Raw genomic sequence first — 12,577 nt, forward strand, 5'->3', positions numbered from 1 at the left:
AATTTTAGGTTAATTTTAGCGCGAAAATATTTCTTTCGTACTCAAATAAAAAAGGAAAGGGAGTGAATGGCTTATTTTTGGGAGTGAATGGATATTAATGGCAAAATGCATACGAAATTGCCTTCTTTTTCTGAGGTTTCAAAATTGGTTCTGGAATAAAAAGTATAAATACTGGAAAGGTATTTTAAGCCAAAACTGGCACCAGGTTCGCTGTACGTTTTCTTTTGGAGATTATTGCTGATAATAACCTGATCTTTCTGAATTAAAATTTGTGTAGTCAATGGATTTTCCTGTGTTGCCATGTTATGCTTAATAGCATTTTCGACCACAACCTGAAAAGCCAGGTACGGAATAAGTTTTTCTAAAGCAGTCTCGTCTTCGATTTTTATTAAAAAAAACAATTCTTCCTTAAATCGGGTTTGCTGTAAAAAGATATATTTTTCGATAAATAGTAATTCATCCTTAAGAGGAACTATATTCTTTTTTGGAGGATCAATAAGGTAACGGTAAATACGTGATAAATTCAAAGTGAATTTCTGTGCCGTTTTAACATCGCTTACCATTAACATATAAAGCGAGTTGAGCGAATTAAACAAAAAATGTGGATTAAGCTGCTCCTTTAATTGCTGCAGCTGAATCAGGGCTTTTTCTTTTACAATTTTTTCATTCTCTACACGAAGCCTGTTTTTTTCTTTAATAGCGATTCCTTTTTCTCTATAAGCGCGTCGGTTTGCATACGAGAATAAATAGAAAATCAACAGGAGCATTACAGTTGTAATCGAATAAATCCACGTTGAATACTTTCTGATTCGATCAGCATTTTCATTAATAAATATTTTTGGAAAATTGACACATATAAACCAGTGAGAACCTTTGACATCAATCCTCTTTGTAAACCGGATTACATCCAGTTTCAAATACTCAGACATGGTGACTCTTTTTACAAAATGCTTTTTTTTGCTGTAAATAGTATCAAGAGAGCGGATAGAAGAAACTTCGTAAATATTTTTGCCTATAAAAGTTGAATCAGGGTGATATATACATCTTCCTTTTTTATCAAAAATAAAAGCGTAGTTATTCGATGTTTTATCAGCAATAGACAAATAATCGCGGAATTTTTTTAGACTGATATCGTAACCGAAACGGACAGTTGTATGATTTTTTGAAATTAGTTTAAAGTAAACCCGCCAGATCCATTCCTTTCCAAATCGAACAATTGTACTTATATGGTCTGCATTTTTATGTTGAAGAACAAATTTTTCAGTATCATTAATTTCTGCCTGGGTAGCAGTAGAATCAGTTCCAAACTGAATTTTTTCATCGTTAATCTGAAACCAGTTATTTACGATCAAAGGATTGGTCATCTGTACCGAGGATAAAACCTTTAAATTAGAAGACAAATTCTTCTGATTACTAATTTTTAGAACGTGTTTCATTCGGTTTTCCTGTTCCAGCAGTTTTGAAAACTCCTGCGACAAGAATTCCTGTCTCTTGATAAAGTCATTCTGTGCCAGAATCTCTTTTTCTTTTTCAGTAAGGTCAGTAATTAAATTACTAAAAATGTAAACAGAAGAAACGGTAACTAAAATTATGAATGAGACGTATATAAAAAATGCACGCCTGGATGTTATTTTTTTTAATTTAAATTTCAAAAGAAGTATATAAAATAGGAGTCGTCTAATTAGCAACCGAAAATTGCGAGTCGTAGAGATTTTTATAATAGCCATTAGCTTTAGTCAATAATTCCTGATGTGTTCCCTGCTCAACTATCAGACCTTTGTCCATTACCACAATTTTATCTGCATTAACTATAGTTGCAAGGCGATGTGCAATAACAATCGATGTTCTTCCTTTGGTAATAGTTTCTGTAGCACGCTGAATTAATTCTTCAGAATAAGTATCGATAGACGAAGTTGCTTCATCCAAAATTAAAATACTCGGATTACTCACATAAGAACGTAAAAAGGCAATTAATTGTCGCTGACCGGAAGAAAGCATAACACCTCGTTCTTTTACATCAAAATCATAATTTTCCGGCAGGCTCATGATAAAATCGTGTACGCCAATTTTTTTAGCAGCATCTATAACCTGCTCACGTGTAATTTCGGGATTGTGCAAAGTGATGTTGTTGTAAATGGTATTCGCAAACAAAAAAACATCCTGTAACACCACGGCAATTTGTTTTCGTAAAGAAGCCAAAGTATAATTTTCGATATTGTTCCCGTCAATAAAAATTGTTCCGCTGTTAATTTCGTAAAAACGGTTCAGTAAATTAATAATGGTCGATTTTCCAGCACCAGTCGAGCCCACAATTGCAATTGTCTGACCGGAGGTAACAGATAAATTAATTCCCCTTATAACTTCTTCTTCCGGAATATAACTAAAACGAACGTCCTTAAATTCTATACTTCCTTCAAAAACAGGTGCATCCAGAGTTCCGGTATCCTGAATATGATCCTGAGTATCAATAATATCAAAAACACGATTAGCCGCAATCATTCCTAATTGCATTTCGTTAAACTTATCCGCAATCTGACGCAGTGGATTAAACAACATTCCAATAAACATTGTGTAGGAAAACAAATCTCCAAAAGTCGTAAAGTTATCTCCGTTAAGAATTTTAAATCCGCCAAAAACAACTACCAATCCTAAAGTGATAGACGAAATAATATCAGCAATCGGGAAGAAGATGGAGTTGTATAAAATAGTTTTAATCCATGCGACTCTATGTTTGTCGTTGATAGTTTTAAAATTTTCAGCTTCGATTTTTTCACGGTTAAAAAGCTGAACGATTTTCATTCCCGTTACTCTTTCCTGAACGAATGAATTCATATTGGCAATCTGCGTTCGCACTTCTTCAAAAGCAACCTGCATTTTACGCTGAAAAATCCGGGTAATATACACCAGAATTGGCATGGCAACAACCACAATCCAGGTGAGTTTCCAGTTCATGTAAAACATAAAAATCAGTACCACAAGCATCTTCATCAAATCACTTATAATCATAAATAATCCCTGACTGAAAATACGTGCAATCGATTCAATATCTGAAACAGAGCGGGTTACCAGTTGTCCAACCGGAACTAAATCAAAATACTTCATTCTGAAGCTTAAGATGTGTTTAAAAAGTTTGTTCCGAATATCTTTTACAATATCCTGTCCAAGCCAGTTGGCCCAATAGACAAAATAGAACTGAGAGAAAACTTCCATTAGAAGAACAACACCCATCAAAATAATGTACATCAGCAAACCATGTTTGTCATGTGTCTTGATATAACCATCAACGGTTTGTTTCAATAAATAGGGGCGAAGTGCAGCAAAAACCGATAAGGATACTGCAAAAAGAATAACGCCGTAATAGCGCCATTTATAAGGTTTTGTATATTTTAAAATCCGTTTGAATAATCCGGTATCAAATGCTTTTGCTTTCATTTATTTTAGGAGCTGTTCCTGCTTTACACTTCAATCTTTTTTGTTTTTAAAGAAAAAACAAAAAAGGATTTCCGTTGCAATCAGGGCTATTTTATGTAATCGTAATCAATTTTAGTTAAATATAAACCATGCGCAGGAACTGAAAATCCCGCTTTTTCTCTGCTTTTGCTGGCAATAATGTTTTCAAAATCTTCCAGCGAAATTTTATGCAGGCCTATATTAATTAAAGTTCCTACAATCGCCCTAACCATATTTCGTAAAAAACGATTTGCCGAAATTGTAAAAACCAGTTTATTATTTTCCTGTTTCCAATACGCCTCAAAAACCGTGCAATCAAATGTATTGACATCGGTATGTACTTTTGAGAAACATTGAAAATCGGTATTCCTCAATAAAATCCTTGCTGCTTCATTCATTACATCCACATCCAGTTTTTGATTCACATACCAGCTCAGTCCTTCCAAAAACGGACTCTTAACCGTATTGATATGGTATTCATACGTTCGTTTTGTAGCATCAAATCGACAATGCGCATCATCATGCACCTGAATCAAATCAAAAACAGCAATGTCTTTTGGCAGATACGAATTCAGTTTATGTACTAAAATCGGAACTTCAATAGTGGTTTCAAAATCAAAATGCCCATACATTTCTTCTGCATGAACACCGGTATCAGTTCTTCCGGCACCCATGACATTTATAGTAGAGTTCAGCAAAACCGAAAGTGCTTTATTTAACGTTTCCTGAACTGATGCAGCATTCGGCTGAAACTGCCAGCCATGATAATGTGTTCCGTTATAAGCAAAGTGAATAAAATATCTCAAAGTAAAGGTTCAAAGTGACAAAGTTGCAAAGGTACAAAGTTTTTTCCGTAGAGATGCACAGCAGTGCGTCTATCTCCTCAACGAGAAAATAAAATTAAAACAAATAAATTCAAGAATAACTTTGCATGCTCACGAAAGAATCTTTGTATTTTAGCATTCCGAAATCTTAGCCTCAGAATGAAAAAAATCCTCCTGCTTTCCGATACCCACAGCCATATTGATGATACTATTTTAAAATATGTGGCACAGGCCGATGAAGTATGGCACGCGGGTGATATTGGAGATTTGAATGTTACCGACACCATAAAAAAACTAAAGCCACTGCGTTGTGTTTATGGTAATATCGATGATGCTCAGGCTCGATTAGAATTCCCGCTCAATAATCGTTTCTTTTGTGAGGATATTTCAGTCTGGATTACGCACATAGGAGGATATCCCGGAAAATATAATCCTGCGATTAAGGAAGAAATGAATAACAATCCGCCAAAATTATTTATTTGCGGGCATTCGCATATTTTAAAAGTAATGTTTGATAAAAAAAATAATCTGCTCCACATGAATCCGGGTGCAGCGGGCAAAAGCGGTTTCCATCAGGTAAGAACGATGTTGCGCTTTGTAATTGAAGGAGACAATATAAAAGATTTAGAAATCATCGAAATCGATAAAAGAGTTTAGATTTTGGAGTAATCAAAAACACCCCTATTTACTAAGGACTAACCACTAAGAACTCAATCCCCAAGAGGAACCGTTATTTTAATAGAAGTACCCTCATTTATTTTTGATTTAACTCTAAAATGTCCATTCAGATTGTTTATTCGGGCTTTTATCTGATTAAGGCCAAATCCTTCAACAAAATTAAAATCATTAATATCAAATCCTTTTCCGTTATCAGTTATTTTAATAATTAATTCATTGTTACTTTCTGATAATGAAACTTCAGCCCTGTTGGCCTCACTGTGTTTTATGATATTATTGAGAAGTTCTGAAATGATAAAATAAAGTCTCGTTTCGAATTTTTCCGGATATCTTTTTTTGTTTGAAATGGTATTTAGATATTCAAAGTGTAAATTTGAATTTGAGTATTTTTCGCATAAATCATCCAGTGCATATAACAATCCGAAACGAACCAATAAAGTAGGCAGAAGATCATGCGAAAGATCCCTTACTTTATCATGTGTTTCATCGAGAATAAATTTTGTTTTTATGATTTCATCAGGAACACTACTGTGTTGTGATAAAAACACATTTAAATGCATGCCTGCAGATGACAAAGAAGCACTAATAGTGTCGTGTAAAAACAAAGCGACTTTTTTTCGTTCACTTTCCTGCCCGTCGATGCTGGCATTAATTATATTTTGGTGAATTTTATTTTGAATGTTTTTTATCCTGTTTTTTTGTTTCAGCTTGGTGTATTGATAAAAAAAGTAAAAAAAGATAGTTATGATAAGAAATAAAATAACAATGATGCTGAAAGCTTTTTTGTGTTGTGACTGTTCTTCAAGCAATATTTTTTGCTTGTTTTTATATTCTGTTTCTATTTTGTCAACTTCTCTTTTGTATTCATCCAATTCAAGATTAACTCCGGCAAGTTTTGTTTTTTTTTGTTTTGCCAAAGAGGTTATTTCCTCGGTAAGCCGATTGAATTCTATTATATTTTCATAAGCTTTTTCATAATTCTTATTTTTAAATAAAAAAGAAGCATATTTTTGATGTGTTATGGATAAATCAAATTTTTCAGAACTTTTATTACCTAATTTTATAGCTTTTAAAAAATAAAAATTTGCTTTTACAGTATCGTTTACATGATCATAATAAACTCCGTTTAACATATTTAGGGCAACGACTGTTGATTCATCCCCATGCTGTTTAAATTGATTTATATACTTGAAATACTCTAAACTTTTGTCGAAATTTCCAATCTCAAAATAAGCCCATGTGATGTTAAGTTTTCTAAGATATATTTTAAGTTTATCGGATGATTTATTACTATATTCAAGAGCTTTTTTATAGTGAATTATGCCTTGATTGTATTCCTTTTTTTCAAAGAAATAGATATTTGCTAAATTGTTATTGATTCTTCCTTTAAAGGTGTTATTGTCTGTTTTATCAATGTAGTATAAGGCTTTCAGGTAAAAGGTAAATGCTTTGTCAAGCATAAGTAAATTATCAAAATTTACTCCTATTAAATTATAAGAGCGTGCAATTAAATTATTATCATTAATAGCGATGGCATTTTTTAAAGCGGTTCTCGATTGTGCTAAAGATTTTGCATAGTCTTGATTTTTCCAATTTTTAGTTGCATCAGTTACTAATTTCTCAATTTCATTTTTAGAAAGGGCTTTGTTTTGAGAATAAAAAGAGTTGCTAAAACAAATTAGTAATATAATCAATAATGAAATAATCCTTGCTCTACGCATTTATATAAATAATTTACATGTTAGTTTTTAACATTTTGTTTCAAATTTAATAATTAAATTTATTCTTATTAAAAAAATATATATTATTATTGTAATGCAATTAGTCTTACAGTTGTTACTATGTGTCTGTATGAAATATAAAGCATGTTCTTTTAAATGTTTAAAAGGATGAAACATTTAATTTTTCTGAAGATTATTGTAATTATATATAAATTGAAATTTTGAAGTATTCCCACCTAAGAAATAATTCAAAAGTTTTTAAATGATTAAGAAAATTTAACTTAAATAAAAACAATTATGATCAAGAGATTTTTAGAAGTAGAGGAAATTTATGATTTAGCGAGCGACGAACAAACAAAGTTCTATTTTGCAGATGAACAAGAAGAAGAGGAAGAAGAAGAAGAGAAAGATAGAAAAGGAGGAAAGGTAGAAGCTTAATGACTAAAATATAACTATTATATAATTTGCGATTTTTTCTCTTCAATATGATTGAAAAAAAACAGTTAAGATTATAAAGACTAATCCGTTGTAATAATAAACAAACGCTTCTATTTTAGAAGCGTTTTTTGTTGAAAGTATAAACTTCTAAATTTAAAAATTACAAATCGGGAGAAACTAATTTATCCATTTAAAGGCACACTAATCATAATTAAAGTTCCTTCATTTATTTTTGATTTTACATCAAATTGTCCATTGAGGTTATTTATCCTGGCTTTGATTTGATTAAGGCCAAATCCTTCCACAAAATTAAATTTATTGGTATCGAAACCCTTTCCGTTATCTGTAATTTCAATAATCATTTCGTTATTGTTTTCAATCAGTGAAATTTCGGCTTTACTCGCCTGACTGTGTTTGATGATGTTATTTAAAAGCTCAGAAATGATAAAATAGAGCCTCGTTTCAAATTTTTCAGTATATCTTTTTTTGATCGGAATGGTATTCTGGTATTCAAAATGCAAAGTAGAATTAGAGTATTTTTCACATAAATCATCCAGAGCATATAACAATCCAAAACGTGCCAATAAGGTAGGGATAAGATCATGCGAAAGATCCCGGACCTTATCATGGGTTTCATCTAATATTAATTTTGTTTTTGTAATTTCAGCAGGAAGGCTGTCATGTTGTGATAAAAAAACATTGAGGTGCATTCCTGCAGATGATAAGGAAGCACTGATTGTATCATGCAAAAATAAAGCAACTTTTTTACGTTCGCTTTCCTGTCCGTCAATGCTGGCATTAATTATGTTTTGATTTATCTTATTCTGAATATCTTTTATTCTGTTTTTTTGTTTCAGCTTTGTGTTTTGATAAAAAAAGTAAAACAAAATAAGGCTAATGAGGAATAATGACAAGATAATAGTTGTCATCTTGTTTTTACGGGCACTTTCAGAATGAAATAATTTTTCCCTCTTTTTGCTTTCAATCCCCATCTTGTCTATCTCTCTTTTGTATTCATCAATTTCGAGATTAATTCCGGCGATTTTTGCTTTTTTGGCCTTGTCTTGGAGGTTTATTTCGTCGTTTAACTCCTGAAAGGCTTTTAGGTTTTTATAAGCCGCTTCAAAGTTTTTATTTTTAGATAAAAATTTTGAATACTCCTGATAAATGTAGGATAAATCGGATTTTTCGTCGTATTTTATGGCGTTTTGTATCCCTTTTTTAAAACTGTAATCTGCTTTTGGATTGTCATTTTTGTAGGTATAATACATGCCATTGAGCATGTCAGTAACAGCAGCAGTGGTTTCAATACCATATCTATGATTGTATTTATTGATGTATTTTAAATAAGGATACCCTTCAGGAAAACGTCCAATATCAAAATAGGCCCATGCAATATTGAGTTTGGTCAGAAAAACTTGCGAAGAATCTTTAACTGCCCTGCTATAGTATAACGATTTGATATAGTAAGAAATTCCTTTTTCGTATTTCTTCTTGTCAAAGCAATAGATATTACCAATGTTATTGTAAAGCCAGTTTTGAAGCTCTAAATTATTAGATTTTTCAGCATATATTAAACTTTTTTGGTAATAAAACAGTGCCTTGTCAGGTTCCGATATTCCATCAAAATTGGCTGCAATTGTATTGTATGATCGGGCAATTAAATTGTTGTTTCGTGATAAAAGAGAATGATTTAAGAGCTGCCTGGACTGTATTAGCGATTTCTCGTAGTCTTCTTTGTGTAGATTAGTAGTTGCTTCGTTATAAAGTTTTAGTAATTCTTTTTCTGTAAAGCTTTTTTTTTGGCCTATAGCAGGAATGCAAAAAAGTAATATCAAAAAAAGACTTATAAAATTGCGAAAAGCCAACATAGTAAAAAATTAGTGGATAAAAATATAGTTTATAAATTTAAAATCAAATGTGTTATAATTGAATGTTGTGTTTTTCTAAAAAAAAAACATGATTTTAAATACTCTATGATTGGCGATATGGTGAGAAAGACTAATTTGTAAATTATGAAGCCTGCTTTTAAGATTTTATCAAATTGTTTTTAATGGCATATTTTACAAGTCCAATAGTATTTTTTGTCTGTAGTTTTTTCATAATATTTTTACGATGCGTTTCTACCGTATTGGTACTGATAAACAACTGTTCACTAATTTCTTTACCACTGTATTCAAGTGAAATCAGAGTTACAATTTCCAATTCACGACAAGTTAAAATTGAATTTTCAGGAATGATGTTCTTTTTGTTTAATTTAGGATTGTTTTCTGTAAAAGTATTGAAGATTTTTTCTCTTACTGAGTTGCAAAAATATTCTTCTCCCTGATTTACTACTTCAATAGCTTCAATTATATTTTCGCCCGCACATTTTTTTGTCAGATAACCACTGGCACCTAAATTCATTACTTCCCTGATGATTTTTAAATCATCATAGCTGGACAGGATGATAACTTTGCAAGGATACCCTTTTTGATGAAACTCTTTTAAAACTTCGATGCCGTCTTTTTCAGGCATACTCAGATCAAGTACAAGGATTTGGGCCTTATTGGCTGTTACTTCATCAAAAATATTCAAACCGTTAGAGGATGAACCTACAATTTCGAATTCAGAAACAGTACTTAATAAATTGGTTAATCCATCAATAAGTACTAAATGGTCATCAGCGAGATGTATTTTTATTTTATGTGTCATAAATAAATTGAAATAACAAAAGCGAAATTATGAAAATTCTACTTAAAAGATTGGATTTCTAAAGTTTATTTTCTTTGATTGATAGTAAATGTAGTGAATTTTCCACAAAAAAACCCGAATCTTACAATTCGGGTTCTCTTCGCGCAATAAACTAAGTTTATAGGTTTATCTCAAACGATCCACAGATTTTACAAGATCTTCATCCTTTTTGATGGCCTTATTAGCTAAAACTAATAACACGATAGCAACAATAGGAAGAAACATCCCAATACCTTTCTCAGAAACCGCGTTAACAGTTTCTCCAGATAAATTTAGTGAACGGTAAACAAATAATCCTAATAAAATTAAATTTAATAAGATGTTCAGTCTGCCCATAACAAACTGATTTTGTCTTTTTTTGTATGATATAATACTGATAATCGTTAACATGGTACTCAAACCTAAAAGTACAGTGTAGAGCTGATCCTGCATAAAATAAAAAGCTTTTCCATTATTTAATGTCCAAAGAGGAATAAAAAACAACAAAACGCCTGTAATTAAAAAGGTAAGGAGTAAATATATAGTTTGAATTCGTTGTAGCATAATCTGAAATTGTTTTACAAAAATATATTTTCTTTTTTATAAATACTATTGTATGATTAAATTTTATTCGTATTATTGCATCATAATACCGTAAGCACTTCATACTGCGGTCAATTCAAAAAAATAATTATCTACCTATTCTTTTTACAGTATTTTCCGTTAAAATAATTAAATTCATAGAACATTCATGTTTGACATTTCTGCATTAAAAGAAATGAAGCTTTCTGAGCTTCAAGAAATAGCTAAGTTAGCTAAAACTATAAAGTTTAATGGTGTTAAAAAAGACACTTTAATTTCTCAGATTTTAGCACACCAAGAAGCGACTGTAGCGCCGCCTGTCCCTACTGTTGATCAGGCAGAAATAGTTGATGACAAACCAAAAAGAGCCAGAATAGTTCCTGTGAAAAAAGCGGTAATTAGTAAAAATGCTCCCGTTTTAGAATTTGATAAGGTAGAAGAACCCCGTGAAGAAATACAAACTCCGGTTGTTTCAAAGCCAAATGCCAAAATTCAGGAAAAACCAAAAACTGAGGAAACTGCTGAAAATAAAACAGTACAGAAAGTAGATAAAAAAGAACCAAAAATCGTAAAATTTAATAAATCAGCTTACGAGAAAAAGGTTGCTCAACAAAAAGAGAAAGAAGCCGAAAAAGAAGAAAATGTTGTAGAGGAAGTTAAGGAAACTGTTGAAAACCAATTGCCAACAGCTGAAAAAACAGAGGCAGCTGCTCCGGTAAAAAAGATTAATCCTAATCAGAATAAAAATCAAAATCTTAACCAAAACCCGAATCAGAATCAGAATCCAAATCAAAACGGGAATGGAAATGGAAATAACGGAAACCAAAATCCAAATCATAAAAATAAAAAGAATAATAATTTCAGGGATTCAGACTTTGAATTTGACGGAATTATCGAAAGTGAAGGAGTTCTTGAAATGATGCCCGATGGATACGGTTTCTTGCGTTCATCAGATTATAATTATTTAGCTTCTCCGGATGATATTTATCTATCCACTTCACAAATCAGGTTATTCGGTCTTAAAACCGGAGATACCGTAAAAGGAGTGGTTCGTCCTCCAAAAGAAGGAGAGAAATTTTTTCCATTAGTTCGTGTATTAAAAATTAACGGACATGATCCGCAGGTAGTTCGCGACAGAGTTTCTTTTGAACATCTGACACCTGTTTTTCCTTCTGAAAAATTCAAATTAGCCGAAAAAGGCAGTTCTATATCCACCCGAATTATTGATTTATTTTCTCCAATCGGAAAAGGGCAGCGTGGTATGATAGTCGCACAACCGAAAACCGGTAAAACAATGTTGCTAAAAGATATTGCTAATGCGATTGCAGCAAATCATCCTGAAGTTTATTTAATCGTTCTTTTGATTGATGAGCGTCCTGAAGAGGTTACAGACATGCAGAGAAGTGTACGTGGAGAAGTTATTGCTTCGACTTTTGACAGAGAGCCACAGGAACACGTGAAAATTGCTAATATTGTGCTTGAAAAAGCAAAACGTCTGGTAGAATGCGGACATGATGTTGTGATTCTTTTAGATTCAATTACCCGTTTGGCAAGAGCATACAATACAGTACAGCCAGCGTCAGGAAAAGTATTAAGTGGTGGTGTTGATGCTAATGCATTACAAAAACCAAAACGTTTCTTTGGAGCGGCAAGAAATGTAGAAAACGGAGGTTCATTAAGTATCATCGCAACTGCATTAACTGAAACAGGCTCTAAAATGGATGAAGTTATCTTCGAAGAATTTAAAGGAACAGGTAACATGGAGCTTCAGCTGGATCGTAAAATTGCAAATAAACGTATTTTTCCTGCAATTGATCTTACATCTTCAAGTACTCGTCGTGATGATTTATTGCTGGATGAAAAAACATTACAAAGAATGTGGATTATGCGTAAATATCTTTCTGATATGAACCCGGTAGAATCTATGGATTTTGTTAACGATCGTTTCAAGAAAACCAGAAATAACGAAGAGTTTTTGATTTCTATGAATGATTAGTAAGGGACAAAGGTTTGGAGGTTCAAAGTTATAAAGTTTTTAAAAATTTAATAAACTTCTGAATTTAGATATATAAATAAAAAGGATGAGTTTTAACTCATCCTTTTTTTATTGTTTAAGATTTCCAAGACCTATGAAGCTTTGCAACTTTGAGCCTTAGTATCTAAAATAGAAAT

The 12,577-nt window shown here is 32.0% G+C and carries 10 protein-coding genes; 3 read left to right on the top strand and 7 right to left on the bottom strand.

All coding sequences use genetic code 11. The features are described from left to right. Window positions 1-71: 71 nt before the first annotated feature. The 3 genes from DMB68_RS02700 to truA all read right to left on the bottom strand — a co-directional run bounded on the left by DMB68_RS02700 (window position 72) and on the right by truA (window position 4,256). The gene (locus tag DMB68_RS02700; RefSeq protein WP_110345126.1) at window positions 72-1,652 is read right to left on the bottom strand and encodes a sensor histidine kinase; all 1,581 of its coding nucleotides are present in this window, start codon (window positions 1,650-1,652) and stop codon (window positions 72-74) included. 25 nt (window positions 1,653-1,677) lie between these two features. After that, a complete protein-coding gene (locus DMB68_RS02705) occupies window positions 1,678-3,432 on the bottom strand; it encodes an ABC transporter ATP-binding protein (protein ID WP_110345127.1) in 1,755 nt (584 codons plus the stop codon). An 86-nt stretch (window positions 3,433-3,518) separates the two neighbouring features. After that, window positions 3,519-4,256: a tRNA pseudouridine(38-40) synthase TruA gene (gene truA, locus DMB68_RS02710; protein WP_110345128.1), complete on the bottom strand. Its 738-nt coding sequence runs from the start codon at window positions 4,254-4,256 to the stop codon at window positions 3,519-3,521. Window positions 4,257-4,433: 177 nt separating this feature from the next. Here truA and DMB68_RS02715 point away from each other — a divergent pair, with 177 nt between their 5' ends. Continuing rightward, window positions 4,434-4,931, top strand: coding sequence for a metallophosphoesterase family protein (locus DMB68_RS02715; protein ID WP_110345129.1), 498 nt, complete (start codon window positions 4,434-4,436; stop codon window positions 4,929-4,931). A 53-nt stretch (window positions 4,932-4,984) separates the two neighbouring features. Here the strand turns inward: DMB68_RS02715 and DMB68_RS02720 are convergent, their stop codons facing one another. Next, the gene (locus DMB68_RS02720) at window positions 4,985-6,673 is read right to left on the bottom strand and encodes a tetratricopeptide repeat-containing sensor histidine kinase (protein ID WP_110345130.1); all 1,689 of its coding nucleotides are present in this window, start codon (window positions 6,671-6,673) and stop codon (window positions 4,985-4,987) included. A gap of 297 nt (window positions 6,674-6,970) precedes the next feature. On the opposite strand from DMB68_RS02720, the gene DMB68_RS23280 reads away from it, so the two are divergent. Continuing rightward, window positions 6,971-7,111: a hypothetical protein gene (locus DMB68_RS23280; RefSeq protein ID WP_165830081.1), complete on the top strand. Its 141-nt coding sequence runs from the start codon at window positions 6,971-6,973 to the stop codon at window positions 7,109-7,111. Between the two features lie 182 nt (window positions 7,112-7,293). Here DMB68_RS23280 and DMB68_RS02725 read toward each other — a convergent pair whose 3' ends face one another. The 3 genes from DMB68_RS02725 to DMB68_RS02735 all read right to left on the bottom strand — a co-directional run bounded on the left by DMB68_RS02725 (window position 7,294) and on the right by DMB68_RS02735 (window position 10,387). Beyond that, window positions 7,294-8,949 carry a tetratricopeptide repeat-containing sensor histidine kinase gene (locus DMB68_RS02725; protein ID WP_231131565.1) on the bottom strand — a complete coding sequence of 552 codons (1,656 nt, stop codon included), beginning with the start codon at window positions 8,947-8,949 and terminating at the stop codon, window positions 7,294-7,296. Window positions 8,950-9,139: 190 nt separating this feature from the next. After that, entirely contained in the window at window positions 9,140-9,805 is a 666-nt protein-coding gene (locus tag DMB68_RS02730) for a response regulator (RefSeq protein WP_110345132.1), read from the bottom strand. Between the two features lie 165 nt (window positions 9,806-9,970). Further along, window positions 9,971-10,387 carry a DUF4293 domain-containing protein gene (locus DMB68_RS02735; protein ID WP_110345133.1) on the bottom strand — a complete coding sequence of 139 codons (417 nt, stop codon included), beginning with the start codon at window positions 10,385-10,387 and terminating at the stop codon, window positions 9,971-9,973. Window positions 10,388-10,574: 187 nt separating this feature from the next. On the opposite strand from DMB68_RS02735, the gene rho reads away from it, so the two are divergent. Further along, entirely contained in the window at window positions 10,575-12,401 is a 1,827-nt protein-coding gene (gene rho, locus DMB68_RS02740; RefSeq protein ID WP_110345134.1) for a transcription termination factor Rho, read from the top strand. Window positions 12,402-12,577: the final 176 nt, after the last annotated feature.

It is taken from the genome of Flavobacterium hydrophilum, assembly GCF_003202405.1.
GTDB lineage: Bacteria > Bacteroidota > Bacteroidia > Flavobacteriales > Flavobacteriaceae > Flavobacterium > Flavobacterium hydrophilum.